A 19,891-nucleotide genomic window follows, 5' to 3' on the forward strand; every position below is an offset into this window, starting at 1 on the left:
GCTCAGTTCCTCCAAGGCCCGATCGAGGCTTGCGGTTCGGGCACGCCGAGGACGAGATCGCGGAAATCGCGCAGGCCGAGTGCCGCGGCGATCAGCACGGTGTCGCGCATCGCTTCATCCGGCTCGCCGGCGGCGAGCGCCGCCTTGTGCTGGGTGACGAAGCCGGTGTGCAGTTCGCCGGCGGCGAAGGCGGGATGGCCGAGCACGCGGGCGAGATAGTCGATATTGGTCTTGACCCCGAGCAAGGCGAGTTCATGCAGCGCTGCGATGGCGCGCCGCGTCGCGCCGGCACGGTCCGGGCCATGCGCGACGAGCTTGGCCAGCATCGGGTCGAAATCGGCGGTGACGCGCTGGCCGCGATCGAGCGCATTCTCGAAGCGCAGATGGGCCGCCTGCGGCGCATCGAGATGCAGGATCGTGCCGGTCTCCGGCAGGAAGTCGCGCTCGGGATCCTCGGCGCAGATCCGGCATTCGATGGCGTGGCCGTTGGCGGTGACTTCATCCTGCGCGAAGGGCAGGTCGCGTCCGGCGGCGATCTCGATCTGCAGCCTGACGAGGTCGAGCCCGGTGATCATCTCGGTGACGGGATGCTCGACCTGCAGGCGAGTGTTCATCTCCAGGAAGAAGAAGCGGCCATCGGCGCCGAGGATGTACTCGACCGTGCCGGCATTGCGGTAGTTCGAGGCGGCTGCGAGCCTGACCGCCGAAGCGCATATCTCGTCGCGCAGGCCGGCTGGCAGGTTCGCGGCCGGCGCTTCCTCGATGATCTTCTGGAAGCGGCGCTGCACCGAGCATTCGCGCTCGAACAGATGGATGGCGCCGCCCTTGCCGTCGCCGAAGACCTGCACCTCGATATGCCGGGGCCGCTCGACGAAGAGCTCGGCATAGACGCGTCCGTCGCCGAAATAGCGCTGCGCCTCGCTCGCGGCGAGGCGCGCCGCGCTTTCCAGCTCATCGGCCGAACGTACGATGCTCATGCCCTTGCCGCCGCCGCCGGCCGCTGCCTTGATCAGCAGCGGGAAGCCGATCTCAATCGCCTGGCGGGTGAATTCGGCAAGGTCCTGCGTCGGCATCACCGAGGGCGCGACTGGAACGCCATGATCGGTGGCGAACTGGCGCGCCGAGATCTTGTCGCCCATCAGCGCGATGGTGTCGGCATCCGGTCCGATGAAGGTCAGGCCGGCCTCGGCGACGGCGCGGGCAAAGCAGGCGTTCTCGGAGAGGAAGCCATAGCCGGGATGGATCGCGTCGGCCCCGACGGCGCGGGCAGCGTCGATGATCTGGGCGATGTCGAGATGGGCCGCGACCGGCGTCTCGCCGGAGATCTCGATCGCCTGATCCGCCTCGCGTACATGCCGGGCGCGGGCCTCGACCGGATGATGGATCGCGACCGAGGCGATGCCCATCTCGCGCAGCGTCCGGATCACGCGGCAGGCGATCTCGCCGCGATTGGCGATCAGCACCTTGCGGAACGGCGGGTTGTCGTCCGGAGCCGTCATCTTGCGTCGTCCATGGTCTTGAAGCTGTGGAGGGGGCCGCCCGGCGCGAGCCAGGCGGCGGGGACGGGCACAGGCAGGCTCATCAGCACCTGCGCCATCGCCTTGCCCTGCGGATCGTGGCGCAGCGAGGCGATGCCGCCGCCGCCGAGCGCCCGGTGCATCACGAAGTTGAAGCCCCCTAAGCCCGGCCAGTCGAAGCGCTCAACCTTGCCTTGGACATGGTGGGCGAAATGCCGGCCGACGGCCTCCGGCGTCAGCGCCCGGTGCAGCCAGGGCAGGAAGGTGGCATCGCGCGCGATCACGCCGATATTGGCGATGTCGCCCTTGTCGCCGCTGCGGCCGAAGGCAAGGGCGACGAGTGGCACCGCGATTGTCTCGCCGGTAGTCGCCGCAACATCCGCATCGGCGTCGGAAGGAGAGGGCGCGTTCGTGGCGGTCGCGGGGATATGCGCCGGCACCGGCAGGCTCGTCTCGCCGAGGCTCACAGTCGGGTTCAGCTCGGCCTTGTCGACCAGGAAAGAGAACAGCCGGATCACCGGCTGCGGCTCGGGCCGGCCACCGGCGAAGCCGGTCAGGCTCTGCGCCATCGCGGTCGCTGCCGGATAGATCTCGCGGGCGAAGATCTGCAGCGCCTCCTTGCTCGGGTGGCGCACGCCGATCTTGAGCACGACCTCACGCGTCGCCCGCGCTCGGCTCTGCGCGCCATAGCTCGCCTCGGCGCCGAGCGTCTCGACCGATGTTTCGGAGAAATCGGGAAAGCCGGCCTCGCGGATCAATCGCCCGCAACGGGCGAGGATGGCGGTCGCGACCGCTTCGGCCCGCTCCGCCGCGTCGTCACCGACGATCATCATCGTCGTCGCGCAGCGATAGCCGTCGGCATAGGTGGCGCTGACCTTGTAGCTGCCCGACGGCGCCCGTCCACGCGCACCGGAAACCCGGACGCGGTCCGGGCCTGACGCGTCGAGCTTCACCTGGGACCAGTCGCAACAGACATCCGGCAGCATATAGGCCGCGGGGTCGCCGACCTCGTAGACCACCTGCTCGCCGATAGTCGCTGGGCTGATCCGCCCGCCGGGGCCCTCGGGCTTGCCCACCTCGAAGCTGCCATCGGCGTGGCAATCGGCGAAGGGGAAGCCCATATCGGCCCAGTCGGCGGCGACATCGCGCCAGTCGGTGACGATGCCTCCGGTCGCCTGCGCGCCGCATTCGAGGATGTGGCCGGCGAGGCTCCCGGCCGAGAGGCGGTCGTAATCCTCCGGCGTCCAGCCGAATTCATGGATCAGCGGGCCGAGGACCACGGCCGAGTCGACGCAGCGCCCGGTCACCACGACATCGGCGCCGGCTGCGAGCGCCGCGGCGATCGGGAAGGCGCCGAGATAGGCGTTGATGCTGGCGATCCTGTCGGGGAAGGGCGTGCCGGAGAACATCTCGGTGGTGCCGGCAGCCCGCAGGCGCTCGGCTTGCCCCGAGAGGTCGTCGCCGGTGACGATCGCGACCTTGAGATCGACGCCGGCCTCCTTGAAGGCGGCGATCAGCGCGTCGCGGCAGGCTTCCGGATTGACGCCGCCGGCATTGGTGACGACGCGGATGCGTTTTTCCGCGATCTCGCGGGCGAGCGGCTTCATCACCAGCGAGACGAAGTCGGTGGCATAGCCGAGCGCCGGGTTCTTCGCCTTCATCCGGGCGAGGATCGACATGGTGATCTCGGCCAGATAGTCGAGCACGAGGTAGTCGATGCCGCCCTGCCTGACGAGCTGGCGCGGCCCTTCCGGGCTGTCGCCCCAGAAGCCGGCGCCGCAGCCGATGCGGATGCTCTCGCGCATGGCGCTCACCGCCCGGTCCAGGCCGGCGGACGCTTTTCGGCGAAGGCGGCGAAGCCCTCGCGCGCATCCTCGGTGCGAGCCATGTTCGCCAGCATGAACTGGGCGTATTCGAGCGCCGCGTCGGTCGACATCTCCCTGATCTTGGCGAGGCTCTGCTTGCCCAAGCGGATGCCGGTCGGCGACTTGTCGGTAAGGCGCCCGACCAGCCAGTTCGTCTTCGCATCGAGCTCGTCCGCCGGCACGGTGTAGTTGACGATCGCGGCAGCTTCCGGATCGCCTGCCCTGATGGTCTCGCCGGTGAGGCAGAGCTCCATCAATCGGCGATAGGGCAGCACACGCATGAGATAGGGCAGGATCATCATCGGGAAGAGCCCGACCCTGACCTCGGTCACTCCCAGCAGGACGTCGTCGCGCGCCACCACCAGATCGCAGGCACAGACCAACCCGAAGCCGCCGGCCAGCGCGTGGCCATTGACCCGCGCCACCAATGGCAGACGGCAGGCATCCATCCGGCGCAGCAGGCCGGCGACGTAATGGCGGGGATCGGCCGCCTCGATGGTGAAGGGCGTTCCGTCCGCGTTCGGCTTGAGGTCGCCGCCGGCGCAGAAGGCCTTGTCGCCGGTGCCGGTCAGGATGACGGCGCGCACCTCGGGATCGGCCTCGGCCTGGTCGAGCGCGGCGATGATTCCGGTCGCGACCGCTTCGTTCAGGGCGTTGCGGCGGCTCTCGCGATTGATCGTGACGACCAGCGTCGCGCCTTGCCGTCGGGTGATGACCTCGTCGCTCACGGTTCCATCCCTGCGCGGCTCGCTGAGGGAGCCTTCGCCCAATAAATGATTTGAATTCATTTGAGGTGTCAATAGCCGTTCCCGGGTCAGGGTATGTGAAACAGTGCTCAAATGGATTATCTGATTTTGCTGAGGCTGCCGTGCGTTGACAGTGCTGCGTGTCACTGATGAAATAGGCTCAATAAGATCGACGCACCGAATGGTGTGATGCCCGCACCGCTGCGTGACGAGGCGAGGGAGGAGATCGACGTGAATGCCGTGAACGGTAGTAACCGCGCCCACGCCWTCGGCCTCGATGAGGAGCAGAATGCGATCCTCGACGGCGCCGACCGCTATGCCCGCGCCGAGCTCTATCCGCTGTCGCAACGCATGGACGACGAGGAGTGGTGGCCGGACGAGGCCTTCCGGCATATCGGCGCCAGCGGCTTCCTCGGCGCGACCATCCCCGAGCAATATGGCGGGGCGGGGCTCGATTTGCTCCAGGCCGGGCTGGTCCTGCAGGGTTTCAGCCGCTGGAACCACGCCATGGCGCTCTCGGTCGTCGCCCACGACAATCTCTGTGCCAACAACATCTATCGCAACGGCAATGAGGAGCAGCGCCGCCGGTATTTGCCCGATCTCTGCTCCGGCAAGACGATCGGCGCGCTCGGTCTGACCGAGTCTGGGGCGGGCTCGGATGCGCTCGGCTCGATGCGGACCACGGCGCGCCGCGAGGGCGACCACTACATCCTCAACGGCAGCAAGATCTTCATCACCAATGGCCCGGTCGCCGACGTGCTCCTGGTCTACGCCAAGACCGACAAGGAGCGCGGCGCGCACGGCATCTCGGCGTTCATCGTCGAGAAGGATTTCCCCGGCTTCAAGGTGGCGCAGAAGCTGGTGAAGATGGGCTATCGCGGCAGCCAGACGGCGGAACTGCTGTTCGAGGATTGCCGCGTCCCGGCCGCCAACCTCGTCGGCGCCGAGAACCAGGGCGTCGCCATCGTGATGAGCGGGCTCGACCTCGAGCGCGCGATGATCTCGCCGCTCTGCCTCGGCGTCGCCGAGCGGGCGTTGGACCTCTCCATCGATTACGCCAAGACGCGCAAGCAGTTCGGCAAGCCGATCGGCGCCTTCCAGATGGTCCAGTCGATGCTGGCCGAGATGTATGTGCTGGTCGAGACCATGCGCAGCTTCAGCTATCGCACGCTGGCCGAGGCTGCGCCGCTCGAAGTCGGCGGCGGCGGGCGCGGCGACATCCACCGCCTGACCGCGGCCTCGGTGATGTATGCGGCGCAGGCCTGCCACGATGTCCTCGACAGGGCCGTGCAGGTCCATGGCGGCGCCGGCTATATCTGGGAATCGGAGATCAACCGGCTCTTCCGCAGCACCAAGCTGCTGGAGATCGGCGCCGGCACCACGGAGGTGCGCAAGATGATCATCGCTGGCGAGTTGCTGAAGGGGATGGAACGCCATGGCTGAGCCGGTCATCGATGCCAGCGAGCTCGGACTGGATGACGCCGATCTCGCCGTGTTGCCGACGGTCTACGGGCCGGAGGCCTTCGCCGGCAAAACCGTCCTGATCTCGGGTGGCGCCGGTGGCATCGGCCGAGCCACTGCCTGGCTGCTCGGCCGGCTCGGCGCGCAGGTGATCATTGCCGGGCGCGACGAGGGCCGGCTGGAGGCGGCGGCTGAGGCGATGCGTGCTGCTGGACTGAAGGTGGCCGGCAAGACGGTGAACGTGCGCGATCCCGCGACGATCACGGCGCTGCACGACTGGATCGCGGCCGAGTTCGGCGGCATCGACATTCTCGTCAACAGCGCCGGCGGCCAGTTCCCGCAGGCGGCGATCGACTTCTCGGTTAAGGGCTGGAACGCCGTCGTCGACACCAATCTCAACGGCACCTGGTACATGATGCAGGAGGTCGCCCGGCGCTGGCGCGATGCGAAGCGGCCGGGCAGTATCGTCTCGATCGTGGTGGTGACGCGCCAGGGCCTGCACGGCGTCGCCCATACCATCGCGGCCCGGGCCGGCGTGGTCGGCCTGACCCAGGCGCTGGCGGTGGAATGGGCGCCGCTCGGCATCCGGGTGAACTGCATCGCGCCGGGCGCAATCGAGACGCCGGGCTGGCGCGTCTACGATCCGCAGGTGGTCAAGGCCTATCCGCGCTCCAATCCGATGATGCGCACCGCGACGACCTGGGAGGTGGCGGAGGCTTGTGCCTATCTCAGCGGGCCGGCCGCGGCCTATGTCACCGGCGAGGTGCTGAACGTCGCCGGCGGGGCTCAGCTCTGGGGCGAGACCTGGACGATCCCGCGCCCGGCCTTCTTCGATGGCCCGGGCAGCAGTGGCGGTTAGGTGATGATCTCAGCGCGGCCGCGTGGAGGAGGGATTCTCCGGGGTGATTCCGGCCGCAGCCTCGAGCCGCGCCGTCGCCGTCTCCAGCCGGGCGACCACGCTCTCCATCGGGGAAGCCGCCTCGCTGTCGAGCGCCAGGCCGTGATGGACCAGATTGGTGATCGCGTCAGCCATCTCGGCCGGGTCGAAATCGCCTTCGCCACGCAGGAAGGCCCAGGTGCGATGCTCGATGCAGCCGAAGACGAGGTCGCGCACCAGGCTCGGCGAGGTCTCGGGCCGCAGATCGCCGGCGGCGATGCCGACCTTGACCACGTCGACCAGGCGATTGGTGTAGGCGCGGTTCAATTCGAACAGATGCGAGCCGCGATAATCGGGTGCCGGCCGGATCTCCTGGAACATCAGGCGCGACAGCGCCGGGTCGCGGTGGATCGAGGTGAGGTGGGTGTAGACGATGAAGCGGATCTGATTCCAGCTGCCGCGCACCGCGGCGAACTGCTCGGCATCGTCGCGCAGCATCTCCTCGAACCAGTGCTCGACGACCTTGACCAGCAATTCGCGCTTGTTGGCGAAGAAGCGGTAGATGCTGCCCTCGACCACGCCGGCGCGCAGCGCGATGTCGGTGATCAGCGCGTCGTTATAGCCCTTCTCGACGAAGACCTCCTTGGCTGCGGCCATGATGTCGGAGATGCGCCGCTCGGGCGGGAGCCGGTTGACCTGGCGCTTCAGGGCATTGCGGGGCGGCATCGATGATCCTTGCTGAGGCGAAGCGGCGGCGCGCTGGCGGGCCTCGTAAAGCCTGTCGAGGGGTTTGCGCAACGCCGGGTCGTCGCTGCCTGCGTCGTGGCGCTTCAGTCGCGTCCCGGCATTGCCCTAATAAATACCATTCATCACTATCGCGCCGCAAGCAGGAACGCGAGGTACGCCGGAAGGTCGGCCGAGACGCTGTCGCTGCATATTCGGACTGGATGGCCATGCCGGGTTTCGCGGGTGACGACGCTCGCGAAAGGGCTGCTAAGTCGCGTTCATTGTGTTGGCGTCCGGGCGCGGGCCGGGAAGCATCGTGTTGTTAGGGGAGGGATCCTTGCCGTTGCCTGCCGCTTTCGCCGGACGCCTGCGCGTTCCCGTCATCGCCGCGCCGATGTTCCTGATCTCGGGGCCGGACCTTGTCGTGTCCTGCTGCCGCAATGGCGTTGTCGGCAGCTTTCCGGCGCTCAACCAGCGGACTACGGCCGGTTTCTCCGACTGGCTCGATGAGATCGCCGGGAGGTTGGGTGATGCAGGCACGGCTGCGCCGTTCGGGGTCAACCTGGTGGTCCACCGCAGCAATCCGCGGCTGGAGGCCGATCTTGCCGTCGTCGTCGAGCGCAAGGTGCCGCTGGTCATCACCTCGCTCGGTCTCAACCGCGACCTGATCAAGGCCGTGCATGGCTATGGCGGATTGGTCTTTCATGATGTGATCAACCTCGCCTTCGCGGCCAAGGCGGCCGATGCCGGTGTCGACGGTCTGATCGCGGTTTCGGCCGGTGCGGGCGGGCATGCCGGGCCGCTCAATCCCTTCGCTGCGCTGGCCGATATCCGCCGCATCTTCGGCGGCACGCTGGTGCTCGGCGGGGCGCTGGGCACTGGTGCGCAGGTTGCTGCCGCCCGGATGGCGGGCGCGGACATGGCCTATCTTGGCACGCGCTTCATGGCGACGCAGGAAAGCATGGCGCCGCAAGCGCTGCGGTCCATGCTGCTCGACGCGTCCGCGGCCGACATCGTCTACACCCCGGCGATCAGCGGCGTGCACGGCAATTTCCTCAAGCCCAGCATCCTGGCAGCGGGGCGCGATCCCGACGATCTCAGCAGGCCCGCGAGCTATGATTTCGGCGCGACGGAAGCCAGGGCCTGGCGCGATATCTGGGCGGCGGGGCAGGGCGTCGGCGCGATCGATGACCTGCCTGCCGCAGCTGATCTCTGCCGGCGATTGGCCGATGAATACGAGGGGGCGCTGGCTGGCGCCGCTCGCCTGTCGTGCCGGGCGGCTGATCGGCCGGCGGACTGAGCCGGGTTCATTGAGCTGCAGATCGGGGACGGGTGTCGAATGGTCTGGCTGATCGGCGCGAAAGGGGTACTTCGGGCGGACTCGTGCGAAAATTCGCAGCTGCCGACAGGGTGGAATCCGGTCGGCGAAAGAGTTGACAGCACAAGATGAATTCTATTCATTAGCTGTATAGAGCTGACGCATATTGAGCCAACAAGCCAGCGCAGCCGGGGAGGATGCCGTGGGAGTCAACGCCGTTCGCGCGGCGGCGCCATATGCGCGCCGGGTGCCCGCAGATGTCGCGGTTGGGGTCGTCGATTGCGGCCTTCCAATCGGCGGTTCCGGGTGTCTCGAATGAATGAGATTCAATACCGCCCCGCCGCGAGCGCCGCTGGCGCGCCCGTCGCGCTCTCCTGCACCGGGATCGAGCGCGTCTTCGGCGGCCTGCGCGCGCTGAAGGGCGTCTCGCTCGATGTCCGCCAGGGCGAGATCCTTGGCCTCGTCGGCCCGAACGGCTCGGGCAAGACCACCATGGTCAACGTGATCACCGGCTTCTACCCGCCCAATGCCGGGCAGGTGACCCTGTTCGGCGAGGACATCACGGCGCTGAAGCCGCACCGCGTTGCCGCCCGCGGCGTCGCCCGCACCTTTCAGAATCTGGCCCTGTTCAAGGGCATGAGCGTTCTCGACAACATCCTGATCGGCCGCCACACCCACATGAAGCCGAGCGCGCTTGGGGCGCTGTTCTACTGGTGGTGGGCGGAGCGCGAGGAGCTGGCGCACCGGCGCGTCGTCGAAGAGATGATCGAGTTCATGCAGCTCCAGGACATCCGCGACGAGCCGGTCGAGGTCATCCCGCTCGGCCTGCAGAAGCGCGTCGAACTGGCGCGCGCCCTCGTCGCCGAGCCGCGTTTGCTGATCCTGGACGAGCCGATGGCCGGCATGAATCAGGAGGAAAAGGAATACATCGCCCGCTTCATCCTCGATGCGAGCGAGGCCCGCGGCGTCACCACCCTGATCATCGAGCATCACATGGATGTGGTGACCTCGATCTGCGATCGCGTCGTCGTGCTGAGCTATGGCGAGGTCATCTCGGAGGGCGAGCCGCAGGCGGCGATTTCGCATCCGAGCGTGGTCAGCGCCTATCTCGGCGAGCGCGCCGCCAAGCGCCACCAGGCTGGGAGCGCGGCATGACGGCAGCGCTTGGCAAGATCGGGGAGGTAGCAAGCTGGCCCGTCGCCGCCAATGGCGAGCCGGCGACGCTGATCGCGGCGCTCGCCCGCAACGCTGCTGAGTTCGGCGATCGCGTCGCCTTTCGCGAGCGGCGCTATGGCATCTGGCAGGAGCAGAACTGGCGCGAGGTCCTCGAGGAGATCGCCGCCATGGCGGCCGGGCTCGAAGAGGCCGGGCTGGTCGCCGGCGCCGCGATGACTGTGATCGGCGATAACCGCCCGCGGCTCTATTACGCCATGCTCGCTGCCAACATGCTGCGCGCCTTTTCGTCACCGGTCTTTCCGGACGTGCCTCTGGAGGAGCTGATCGTCGCGACCCGGCATGGCGCGCCGCCCGTCGGCATTGCCGAGGATCAGGAGCAGGTCGACAAGCTGCTGCAGCTCCGCGACGCGACCGGCCGCGTCGCCACCATCCTCTATGACGACGAGCGCGGCCTCGACGGCTACGATCAGCCCCGGCTGATGTCGCTCGATGAGCTTGTGGAAAAGGGGCGCGCGCGGCTGGTACGCGAGCCCGATCTCCTCCGGCGCTTCGTCGACGGGCCGCAGGCCGACGACATCTCGGTGCTGCTGCATTCGTCGGGCACGACCGGCCTGCCCAAGGGCATCCCGCTGCGCCATCGCAACGTCACTGGCGGCCTGCTCAATGCCGGCGCGAGCGGCTATTTCCACAAGCACGAGGAACTCTACGCCTATCTGCCCACCGCCTGGGTCGGCGACTTCGTCTTCACGCTGGGCGCCGGCATGATGATGGCGGCGACGATCAACATCCCAGAGCGGCAGGAGACGGTGATGCGCGACCTGCGCGAGGTCTCGCCGACCTTCTATCTTGCCGCGCCGCGCGCCTGGGACCAGATGCTGACCCGCGTCCAGGTCGGCATGAAGAACTCAACGCCGTTCAAGCGCTGGCTGTTCGAGACGGTGATGGAGCGCGCCGTCGCCTACGAGCGCAAGCGGCTCAAAGGCGACACGCTGACGCTGAAGGAGAAGCTGCTCGACGCGGTCGGCAACGTCCTGGTCTATGCGCCGCTGCGCGACCTTCTCGGGCTTGGCCGGGCCGAGCGCGCCTTCACTGGCGGCGAGGCGCTGGGCGAGGACACGTTCCTGTTCTTCCGGGCGCTCGGCATCAAGCTCAAGCAGTTCTACGGCCAGACCGAGACCTGCGCGCTGACCGCGGCGCAGACCGAGGGGCAGGTCAAGCTCCACACGGTCGGCAAGCCGATGGAAGGCAGCGAGATCAGGATCGACGACAGCGGCGAGATCCTGGTGCGCTCCACCTCGGTGGTCGACGGCTACTATGACGATCCCGAAAGCAGCGCCAAGGCGCTGGTCGATGGCTGGCTGCACACCGGCGATGCCGGGCGCATCGACGAGGACGGCCAGCTCGTCGTGCTCGGCCGTGTTAGCGAAGTCGTGCGCACCGCTTCGGGCGAGCGCTACATCCCGAATTTCATCGAGAACCGGCTGAAATTCAGCCCCTATATCCGCAATGTCGCGGTCATCGGCGCCGGGCGCGGCGAGCTCACCGCGATCGTCTGCATCGATTTTGACGCGGTCGGCCACTGGGCGGAGGAGCGCGGCATCTCCTACACCTCCTATGCCGAGCTCTCGCAGAAGCCGGAGGTGCAGGGGCTGATCGGCCAGGTGGTCAAGCACGTCAACGGCACGCAGCCCGACGGCCTGCGCGTCCGTCGCTTCTCCAACCTGCACAAGGATTTCGACGCCGACGACGGCGAGATCACCCGCACCCGCAAATTGCGCCGCAACGTCATCGAGACGACCTACGCCTCGCTGATCGACGCACTTTACGGCGGGATCTCTGAGACCGTCTTCGACGCCACCATCGCCTACGAGAACGGGGAGCGCGGCGTGATCCGACGGACGCTCAAGATCAGTGAGGTCCTTGCCTGATGGACTGGATCCTGCTCGCGGAACTCTCGACCAACGGCGTCTTCGTCGGCCTGATGTATGCGCTGGTCTCGCTCGGCATCGTGCTGATCTACAAGACCTCCGGCACCGCCAATCTCGCCCAGGGCGCGATCGCCATGACCGGCGGCTATGTCACCTGGGCGCTCGCCACCTTGGTCGGCCTGCCGATGTGGCTGGCGATCCCGGCCGCGCTCGTCGGCATGTTCGGTTTCGGCTTGCTGATGGAACGCATCGCGCTGCGCCGGATGATCGGCCAGCCGGTGATCATGACGATCATGCTGACGCTCGGCGTCGAGATCATGCTGCGTGGCCTGCTGCCGGGCATCTTCGGCGCCGCGGTGAAGCGCCTCGACATCGGCCTGCCGCAGCAGCCGCTCTTCGTCGGAGAGCTCCTGCTCAATCGCTCGACGATGATCGGCGGTTCGATCTCGCTGCTGCTGATCCTGCTCTCGCTGTTCTTCTTCAACTCGCGCTTCGGCGTGGTGATGCGCGCCGTCGCCGACGACCAGACCGCCTCCTGGTCGGTCGGCATCAGGGTCGAGCGTGCGATCGCCGTCGCCTGGGGGCTTGCCGCCGTCTCCGCGACCGCAGCCGGCGTGCTCTGGGGCAGCACCCAGGGCATCGACTGGTCGCTCTCGCTGCTGCTGATCAAGGCGCTCGCCATCGCCATCCTGGGCGGACTCGATTCGATCCCGGGCGTGCTCGTCGCCGGCGTCATCGTCGGCGTTGCCGAGAGCCTCGCCACCGGCGTGCTCGACCCGCTCGTCGGCGGCGGCTCGCGCGACGTGGTCGCGGCCGTGATCATCCTGGTGACGCTCCTGCTCAAGCCGCACGGCCTGTTCGGCCGCCACCATATCGAGAGGGTCTGACGCCGTGTTCTATCGTCGCGCCGGCATCCGCCACACGCGCTATCAGGACGAGCGCCAGCTGTTTCCGCTTGGCTTCGATCGCGGCCTGATCATCGCGGTCATCGTAATCCTGCTGGCGGCGCCCTTCCTGTTCGACCGGCTCTATGTCTCCGGCTACCTGCTGCCTTGGCTGATCTGGACCTCGGCTGCGCTTGGCCTCAATTTGCTGATGGGCTGGTCCGGCCAGATCCATCTCGGCTACGGCGCGGTGATGGGCATCGGCGCCTATGGCTCGGTCCATCTGGTCCGCCTCGGCGTGCCGCTCGAGATCGCGATGATCGCCGGCGGCCTGCTCAGCGCGACCATCGGTACGATGTTCGGCGGCGCAGCCCTGCGCATGAAGGGCATCTATCTGGCCATGGCGACGCTCGCCATGCAGTATGTCGTCGACTTCGTCATTTCGCATTCGTCGGTGATCAGCGGCGGCTCGCTCGCGACCTTGCAGGTGCCGCCGGTCAGTTTCCTCGGCATACCCCTGCAGGGCGATTTGCCGACCTATTACCTCGCCTTCGGCGTCTGCCTCGTCATCACCCTGTTCATGCTGAACGTCCGGCGCACCAGCTTCGGCCGGGCGTTGGCGGCGCTGCGCGAGAAGGACTATGCCGCCCAGATCCTCGGCATCTCGACCTTCCGCTACAAGCTGCTCGCCTTCTGGGTCTCGTCCTTCATCGGCGGCGTCGTCGGCTCGGTGCTGGCGGTGACCTATCTTCGGGCGATCTCGCCCGACCAGTTCCATATCGAGCTCTCGATCCAGATTCTGGCGATGATCATCGTCGGCGGGCTCGGCAGCGTGCTCGGGCCGTTCTTCGGCACGGCGCTGATCCTGTTCGCACCGATCCTGCTCAACAACCTGCTCGGCTTCACCGCGAGCACGCTCGGCTGGTCCTTGCCGATCGACCTGCGCGCCCATCTGCCGCTGATGGCCTATGGCGCGCTGGTGATCGGCTTCCTGCTCTACGAGCCGCTCGGCCTCGCCAAGATCTACGCCAATTTCCGCAACTACTTGCTCGTCTGGCCGTTCCGCCATGCCCAGCGGTGACGGTGCCTCAATCAACGACAGGGCTGGAGGAAACAGGATGTCGCTCGATCGCCGTTCTTTCATCGCCGGCTCGGCCGCGCTGGCTGCGCCGCTCGCCTTGCCGGTGCAGGTCTTCGCCCAGGAGAAGATCGTCCGCTTCACGCTGCCGCAGGACTTCACCCGCATCTACACCTTCGTGACCTCTGAATATAATCAGGGCCAGCGTGACTACTTCACTTTGGTCAACGATCGCGGCGGCGTCGGCGGCTACAAGATCGTCGCTGACATCACCGACCACGCCAACGACCTGCCGCGCGCCATCGAGGCCTATGAGCGCGGCAAGCGAGAGGGCGCCGTGTTGATCGACCCGCTCTCGACGCCGGTGGCGCGCGCGCTCGTGCCGCGCGCACTCGAAGACAAGATCAACATGATTACCGCCTATTCCGGCCGCAGCGATGCCGCCGACGGCAGCGCCTTCCCTTACGTCCTGCCGCTCTCGATCAACTACTGGACCCAGGCCGGCCTGATCATCGAGCAGTTCAAGAAGACCGAGAAGGGCAGCCTCAAGGGCAAGAAGATCGTCTTCGTCCACATCGACACGCCCTTCGGCAAGGAGCCGCTGCCGATCCTCAACGTGCTCGCCAAGAAGGAAGGCTACGAGCTCACCGCCTTCCCCTATACGCCGCCGGGCAACGACCAGTCGGCGATCTGGCCGCAGGTGCGCCGCGCGCGGCCCGATTTCGTGATCTTCTGGGGCGCCGGCGTCGGCCAGACCGTGGCGCTGACCGAGGCGGTCCGCAACGGCCTGCCGATGGACCGGGTCTCGGGCAGCGTCTGGCTGTCTGAATCCGACATGGACGTGGTCGGGCGCGAGGCGGCCAAGGGCGTGATGAAGGTCGAGCCCTGCGTCGGCGGCCGCGAGCCCAAGGTGATCAAGGACATCCTCGCCGACGTCGTCGGCAAGGGCAAAGGCGCTGGCCCCGAGAACAAGGTCGGTACCGCCTATTACAACTACGGTGTCCAGATGGCGACGCTGATGGTCGAGGGCGTGCGCAAGGCGGCCGAGAAGGCGCCGAACGGGCCGGTCACCGGCCCCTGGCTCAATGAGGGCCTGCGCTCGATCACGAACTTCACTGCAGACGGCCTGCTGCCGCCGACCACGATCACCAAGGACGACCACCAGGGCGGCGGCATGGGCCGGATCGCGCGCTGGGACGGCGCCAGGTTCGTGCCGATCACCGACTGGTACTCCGCCAACCAGGACGTGGTCTGGGAGGAGATCCGCAAAAACTCGGAAGAGTTCAAGAAGTCCGGGAAATGACTCTGCACGGGCGGCGCGGGTCCTCCGCGTCGCCCCTTTTCGGATCGAGCCGATGACGCTGCTGGCGCTGAACAATATCGAGATCGTCTACGATCAGGTCTTCCTCGCGGTGCGCGGCGTCTCGATCGAAGTGCCCGAGAAGGGGCTCGTCGCCGTGCTCGGCGCCAACGGCGCCGGCAAGAGCACGGTGCTGAAGTCGATCTCCGGCCTGCTCAAGCCCGAGCGCGGCGCGGTCACACGCGGCGAGATCAGCTTCGAGGGCCGCTCGATCCTTCAAGTCGATCCGCCCGATCGCGTCCGCCTCGGCATCGTTCATGTGCTGGAAGGGCGGCGCGTCTTCGGCCATCTGACGCCGAAGGAAAACCTGATCGCGGCCGCGACCATGCATCGCGAGCGCGGCCATGTCACGGCGCTGATCGACCGGATGTTCGAGACCTTCCCGCGTCTCGCCCAGCGGGCCAAGGCCGAGGCCGGCTATCTCTCCGGCGGCGAGCAGCAGATGCTGGCGATCGCCCGCGCCCTGATGACAGAGCCGCGCCTGCTGATGCTGGACGAGCCGAGCCTTGGTCTCGCGCCTTTCCTCGTCGACGAGATCTTCGACATCGTCCGCAACGTCAACGAGCGCGACGGCGTCGCCGTGCTGCTGGTCGAGCAGAACGCGACTGCGGCGCTGGAGATCGCCCAGTACGGCTACCTGATCGAGAATGGCCGCATCCTGATGAGCGGCGAGGCGGCGGTGCTGAGCGCAAATCCCGACGTCGCCGACGCCTATCTCGGCGGCCACGAGAAGGTCGACTACCACGCGGTCAAGCACTACCGGCGCCGCAAGCGCTGGCTCGCCTGAGGCCGTCATGGGCAAGCACTACGACCGCCTGGAGACCCGCGCGCCCGCGCGCCGCGAGGCCGATCTGTTCCGGCGTTTGCCTCAGATGTTGGCGGCAGCGCAGCGGCTGCCGGCTTGGCGGAAGCATTTGCGCGGCGTCGATCTCGAGGCGGTGACCGACCGTGCCGCGCTTGCTCGCCTGCCGGTGCTGCGCAAGTCGGACCTGCCGGCGACCCAGCGTAGCAGGCCGCCCTTCGGCGGTTTGCTGCCCGGCCGCCCCGGCAATTACCGCCGGCTGATGATGTCGCCGGGGCCGATCTTCGAGCCCGAGAGCCATGACGACGATCCCTGGCGTGTCGCCCGCGCGCTCGCCGCGACCGGCGCCGGCTGGCGCGACATCGTGCTCAACACCTTCTCCTATCACCTGACGCCCGGCGCCTGGTGCTTCGATGCCGGCGCCCGCGTGCTCGGTTGCGCCGTGATCCCGGCAGGACCGGGCAACAGCGACGCCCAGCTTGACCTGATCGAGGCCTACCGGCCGACGCTCTATGCCGGCGTGCCGGATTTCCTCAAGATCCTGCTCGACCTCGGCGCGGCGCGCGGGCGCGACCTCTCCTCGCTGAAGCGTGCGGTGGTTTCCGGCGCGGCGTTTCCGCCCTCGCTGCAGACCGAGTTCCGCGAGCGCGGCATCGACGCGTATCAGTGCTACGCCACCGCCGAATGCGGCATCATCGCCTATGAGACGCCGGCCCGTGACGGCCTCGTCCTCAACGAGGACATCATCGTCGAGATCCTGCGGCCCGGCACCGGGCAGCCGGTGGCGGAAGGCGAGGTCGGCGAGATCGCCGTCACCATCCTCGATCCGAAGAAGCCGCTGATCCGCTTCGCCGTCGGCGACCTCACCGCGGCGTTGCCAGGACCATCGCCCTGCGGTCGCACCAACCAGCGCATCCGAGGCTGGCTCGGCCGCGCGGACCAGTCGGCCAAGGTCAAGGGCATGTTCGTCCGGCCGGAGCAGGTCGCAGCCGTTGCCGCGCGCCATCCGGAACTCGGCCGCTGCCGGCTGGTGGTGATGCGTGCCGGCGAGACTGATGCGATGTGCTTCAAGGCCGAGGCCGCTGCGCCGGGGGCTGGGCTGGCCGAGGCGGTGAAGGCGTCCGTGCGCGAGGTCTTCAAGCTGAGCGGCACGGTCGAGCTGGTGGCGCCGGGGACATTGCCCAACGACGGCAAGGTCATCGACGATATAAGGACGCCGGGCTGAGGCTCGCGACAGCAGACGGGATGAGGACGAGACGATGAGCGATCCGGCAGGCGAGGTGGTGATCACGCAGCGGCAGGGTCCGGTCCTGACCGTGACCATGAACCGCCCCAAGGTGCTCAACGTCCTCGACGAGGCGATGGCCGACGCGTTGGTCGCGGCGTTCTCGGGGCTGGCCGCAGACCAGACGATCCGCGCTGTCATCCTGGCCGGGGCAGGGCGCTCCTTCATGGCAGGCGGCGATCTCGCCCGCTTCCAGGCCGACCTTCCCGGCGCGCCGCAGACCGCGACGAAGCTGATCGACCGCTTCCACACGCTGATGCGCCTGATCAAGGCGATGCCGCAGCCGGTGATCGCGGCGGTGCAGGGCCCGGTCGCGGGCGGCGGCGTCGGGCTTGCGCTCGCCTGCGACCTCGTCGTCGCGGCGCAGGATGCGAGTTTCCTCTCGGCCTACACCAAGCTCGGCACCAGCCCCGATGGCGGCACCACCTGGACGCTGACGCAATTGCTCGGCCCGCGCCGGGCGCTGGAATTCGTGCTGCTCAACGAGGCTGTGAATGCCGAAACCGCGCTCCAGCTTGGCCTCGTCAACCGCCTCGTGCCGAATGGCGAGTTGATGGAAGCGACGCAGGCCATGGCTGACAAGCTCACCCGCGGCAGCGTTGGCGCGCAAGGGGCGAGCAAGGCGCTGGTCCAGGCCGCCACGCATGGCTCCTTCGATGCGCAGCTCGACCTGGAGAAGCAGGCCTTCGTCGCCAATGCCGGCACGGCGGATTTCCACGAGGGCATTGCCGCCTTCTTCGAGCGGCGGCCGCCGAAATTCTAGCTGCGCGGCGCACGCCAGGCGGCGACCAGCCCGGCGACAAGCACCACCAGCAGGAGGCCGTGGAAAACCTTGTCGGCCGCAGTCTGCGGCCCGACGCCGACCATGATGGTCAAGATGCCGACCAGGGTGCTGAGCAGGGCAAACCCCTGAACGGAGAGGGCGATCGTCCGCATCATCGCCGGGCGCAGCAGGCAAAGGACGAGGCCGAGCGCCAGCACAGCTCCGATCACGCCTTCCGCCATCCTGGCCTGGCTATGCTCATGGCCGCCGACCAGGACGCCGGCATGGATCAGCGAAGCCCCGGCAAAGAGCAGGATCTCGACCGCCAGTATCGTGATCAGGGTCGTAGAAGGCTTCATCACGCCTCTCCGCCAGCGTCGATGCGCAGGCCAATTCGGTCGAGGACACCGAGCAGCATGGCCTTCCGGTCGTCGGCCGGATCCAGCGTCCGCCATGCCACGAAGCCGTCCGGCCGGACCAGAACAGCACCGCTGCTGCCGATGCCATAGCTGTCGAGCCAGTCCTCCGCGCCAGTGCCCCAGCCGGAGAGCGGCAGGCTGCATTCGGTCCGGATCGTCTCGGCGGCTGCGTGCCAGGCCGGATTGCGGCTGAGCAGAACGAAGTCCTTGCCGAAAAGGTCAAGCGTCGAAAGCGCCTGGCCCTGGTGCTCGATCGGTCGATGCGGTGCGCGCGTCCCGGGCTGCCCGGACAGAGTTGCGAAAGCTTCGAAAGGAGCATCGGGCGGCGCGTCGTCGCCAAGGATTGCGCCGGCACCGTAGCGCTGGCCGAAGATGACATCGTAATCGGCGACGATCGGCGGCGGCTTCGGCAGGCGCCCGGCCGGGTCCCGGAACCAGGCCTGGAGCCGGGCGAGCGCCTGCGCCAGAGTGGCTGCGATCACCGGACGACGCTCCCGGTCATAGCTGTCGAGCAGCTCCGCCCCTGCCTCGCCGCGCATGACCAGAGCGAGCTTCCAGGCGAGGTTGTGCGCATCATGAATCCCGGAATTGCCGCCAAAGGCGCCGGTCGGCGGCATCAGATGCGCCGCATCGCCGACAAGGAAGCAGCGGCCTTCGCGAAAGCGCTCGGCGATCTGTGCGGCCAGCGCCCAGGGGCGTGCATCGGCCAGTTTGGCCCTGACCTCCGGGCGTCCGGAGCCTCGAGCGACCAGTTCGCGGCAGCGGCGCGCGTCGAATTCCTCCGGCTTGTCGCCATTCTCGGGAAAGTACTGCAGCGCCAGCAGCCAGCGCCCTTCGCGGCGCGGGGTGAGCGTGGCGTTGAGGTCGGTGACGAAGCAGGAGGTGAAGCGCTTGCCATTGAGGGTCGGCGGCAGGTCGGTGTCGAAGATCAGGTTCATCCAGTGTTGCAGCACGCCAGGACCGCTCACGCCGATGCCGAGACGCTGGCGCAGCGAGCCGCCGGCGCCGTCCGCGACGATCAGGTAGTCGGCGACGACGGTTTCCTCGGCTCCGCTGGTCCGGTCGCGAATCCGGGCGCGGACCTGCCGCTCATCCTGCTCGAACGCCTCGAACTCGGTATTGAAGCGCATGGTCGCGCCGAGCCGCTCGGCATGGCGCCGCAGGATCGGCTCCAGCACGTTCTGGTCGCAGGTCGCAGGCTGGGTCGGGCTGTAAGGCGTGGCATCGGGCCAGCCGATCTCGCTCCATTGCACCTCCGGATCGGCCAGGTTTCTCGCCCGGGCGATGCCGCCGCTTTGCTGGTCTCCGGTGCGCCGGGCGCGGATCTCCGCTTCCAGCCCGAGGCTGCGGAAGATCTCCATGCTGCGTGGCGAGATCCCGGTGAACTTGTACTGGATCGAGGTTTCGGCATGGCGCTCGACAACCATGCAGTCGATGCGATGGTGGGCGAGCAGCGCGGCGGCCGCGAGTCCATTCAGGCCGCCACCGACAATGAGGACTCCGGTGCTGGTGCTCATGATGGTTTCCTCTGGAATGACAACGCCTTTGCGATCTGCGGCAGGAGGGCGAAGGCTCCTTGCGGCGCCGCGAGGTCGGTGTCGAGAATTGATTTGATGATTCAAAATATTTGATATATAAAAATATGTCAAGATACCAAGGTCATGAGCCGATGACGCGTGATGCGAC

17 protein-coding genes are annotated in these 19,891 nt (G+C 67.5%); 11 read left to right on the plus strand and 6 right to left on the minus strand.

Annotation, left to right across the window (positions count from 1 at the left end):
* Nucleotides 1–2: 2 nt before the first annotated feature.
* The 3 genes from AC1DS0_RS21590 to AC1DS0_RS21600 are packed head-to-tail and all read right to left on the minus strand — an operon-like array spanning nucleotide 3 to nucleotide 4,110.
* Nucleotides 3–1,499: an acetyl-CoA carboxylase biotin carboxylase subunit gene (locus AC1DS0_RS21590; protein WP_476816330.1), complete on the minus strand. Its 1,497-nt coding sequence runs from the start codon at nucleotides 1,497–1,499 to the stop codon at nucleotides 3–5.
* Nucleotides 1,496–3,322 carry an acyclic terpene utilization AtuA family protein gene (locus AC1DS0_RS21595; protein ID WP_476816331.1) on the minus strand — a complete coding sequence of 609 codons (1,827 nt, stop codon included), beginning with the start codon at nucleotides 3,320–3,322 and terminating at the stop codon, nucleotides 1,496–1,498. Before AC1DS0_RS21595 ends, AC1DS0_RS21590 begins: the two co-directional genes overlap by 4 nt.
* A 5-nt stretch (nucleotides 3,323–3,327) precedes the next feature.
* Complete coding sequence (locus AC1DS0_RS21600; RefSeq protein WP_476816332.1) at nucleotides 3,328–4,110, minus strand: enoyl-CoA hydratase-related protein; 783 nt, start codon at nucleotides 4,108–4,110, stop codon at nucleotides 3,328–3,330.
* Nucleotides 4,111–4,317: 207 nt separating this feature from the next.
* On the opposite strand from AC1DS0_RS21600, the gene AC1DS0_RS21605 reads away from it, so the two are divergent.
* Nucleotides 4,318–5,571, plus strand: a complete 1,254-nt coding sequence (locus tag AC1DS0_RS21605; protein ID WP_476816333.1) for an acyl-CoA dehydrogenase family protein — start codon at nucleotides 4,318–4,320, stop codon at nucleotides 5,569–5,571.
* On the plus strand, nucleotides 5,564–6,448 hold the full coding sequence (locus AC1DS0_RS21610; RefSeq protein ID WP_476816334.1) for an SDR family oxidoreductase: 885 nt from the start codon (nucleotides 5,564–5,566) through the stop codon (nucleotides 6,446–6,448). Before AC1DS0_RS21605 ends, AC1DS0_RS21610 begins: the two co-directional genes overlap by 8 nt.
* A gap of 9 nt (nucleotides 6,449–6,457) precedes the next feature.
* Here the strand turns inward: AC1DS0_RS21610 and AC1DS0_RS21615 are convergent, their stop codons facing one another.
* Complete coding sequence (locus AC1DS0_RS21615; RefSeq protein WP_476816335.1) at nucleotides 6,458–7,192, minus strand: TetR/AcrR family transcriptional regulator; 735 nt, start codon at nucleotides 7,190–7,192, stop codon at nucleotides 6,458–6,460.
* Between the two features lie 337 nt (nucleotides 7,193–7,529).
* On the opposite strand from AC1DS0_RS21615, the gene AC1DS0_RS21620 reads away from it, so the two are divergent.
* The 9 genes from AC1DS0_RS21620 to AC1DS0_RS21660 all read left to right on the plus strand — a co-directional run bounded on the left by AC1DS0_RS21620 (nucleotide 7,530) and on the right by AC1DS0_RS21660 (nucleotide 17,786).
* The gene (locus tag AC1DS0_RS21620) at nucleotides 7,530–8,492 is read left to right on the plus strand and encodes an NAD(P)H-dependent flavin oxidoreductase (protein ID WP_476816336.1); all 963 of its coding nucleotides are present in this window, start codon (nucleotides 7,530–7,532) and stop codon (nucleotides 8,490–8,492) included.
* 333 nt (nucleotides 8,493–8,825) lie between these two features.
* A complete protein-coding gene (locus AC1DS0_RS21625) occupies nucleotides 8,826–9,665 on the plus strand; it encodes an ABC transporter ATP-binding protein (protein WP_476816337.1) in 840 nt (279 codons plus the stop codon).
* Nucleotides 9,662–11,614 (plus strand): AMP-dependent synthetase/ligase, encoded by a 1,953-nt coding sequence (locus AC1DS0_RS21630; RefSeq protein WP_476816338.1) that lies wholly within the window; start codon nucleotides 9,662–9,664, stop codon nucleotides 11,612–11,614. The genes AC1DS0_RS21625 and AC1DS0_RS21630 overlap by 4 nt, the downstream gene beginning before the upstream one ends.
* Nucleotides 11,614–12,501, plus strand: coding sequence for a branched-chain amino acid ABC transporter permease (locus AC1DS0_RS21635; RefSeq protein WP_454029502.1), 888 nt, complete (start codon nucleotides 11,614–11,616; stop codon nucleotides 12,499–12,501). The genes AC1DS0_RS21630 and AC1DS0_RS21635 overlap by 1 nt, the downstream gene beginning before the upstream one ends.
* Nucleotides 12,502–12,505: 4 nt before the next feature.
* Nucleotides 12,506–13,579: a branched-chain amino acid ABC transporter permease gene (locus tag AC1DS0_RS21640; RefSeq protein WP_476816339.1), complete on the plus strand. Its 1,074-nt coding sequence runs from the start codon at nucleotides 12,506–12,508 to the stop codon at nucleotides 13,577–13,579.
* Between the two features lie 37 nt (nucleotides 13,580–13,616).
* Nucleotides 13,617–14,879 carry an ABC transporter substrate-binding protein gene (locus tag AC1DS0_RS21645; protein WP_476816340.1) on the plus strand — a complete coding sequence of 421 codons (1,263 nt, stop codon included), beginning with the start codon at nucleotides 13,617–13,619 and terminating at the stop codon, nucleotides 14,877–14,879.
* Between the two features lie 52 nt (nucleotides 14,880–14,931).
* On the plus strand, nucleotides 14,932–15,723 hold the full coding sequence (locus tag AC1DS0_RS21650; protein ID WP_476816341.1) for an ABC transporter ATP-binding protein: 792 nt from the start codon (nucleotides 14,932–14,934) through the stop codon (nucleotides 15,721–15,723).
* A 7-nt stretch (nucleotides 15,724–15,730) separates the two neighbouring features.
* On the plus strand, nucleotides 15,731–16,963 hold the full coding sequence (locus tag AC1DS0_RS21655; RefSeq protein ID WP_476816342.1) for a phenylacetate--CoA ligase family protein: 1,233 nt from the start codon (nucleotides 15,731–15,733) through the stop codon (nucleotides 16,961–16,963).
* A gap of 34 nt (nucleotides 16,964–16,997) precedes the next feature.
* Nucleotides 16,998–17,786, plus strand: coding sequence for an enoyl-CoA hydratase/isomerase family protein (locus tag AC1DS0_RS21660; RefSeq protein WP_476816343.1), 789 nt, complete (start codon nucleotides 16,998–17,000; stop codon nucleotides 17,784–17,786).
* Here AC1DS0_RS21660 and AC1DS0_RS21665 read toward each other — a convergent pair.
* Nucleotides 17,783–18,145: a hypothetical protein gene (locus AC1DS0_RS21665; RefSeq protein ID WP_476816344.1), complete on the minus strand. Its 363-nt coding sequence runs from the start codon at nucleotides 18,143–18,145 to the stop codon at nucleotides 17,783–17,785. The genes AC1DS0_RS21660 and AC1DS0_RS21665 overlap by 4 nt on opposite strands.
* Nucleotides 18,145–19,722 (minus strand): FAD-dependent monooxygenase, encoded by a 1,578-nt coding sequence (locus AC1DS0_RS21670; protein WP_476816345.1) that lies wholly within the window; start codon nucleotides 19,720–19,722, stop codon nucleotides 18,145–18,147. Before AC1DS0_RS21670 ends, AC1DS0_RS21665 begins: the two co-directional genes overlap by 1 nt.
* Nucleotides 19,723–19,891 lie beyond the last annotated feature (169 nt).

This window comes from Allobosea sp. P4_H5 (genome assembly GCF_056400825.1).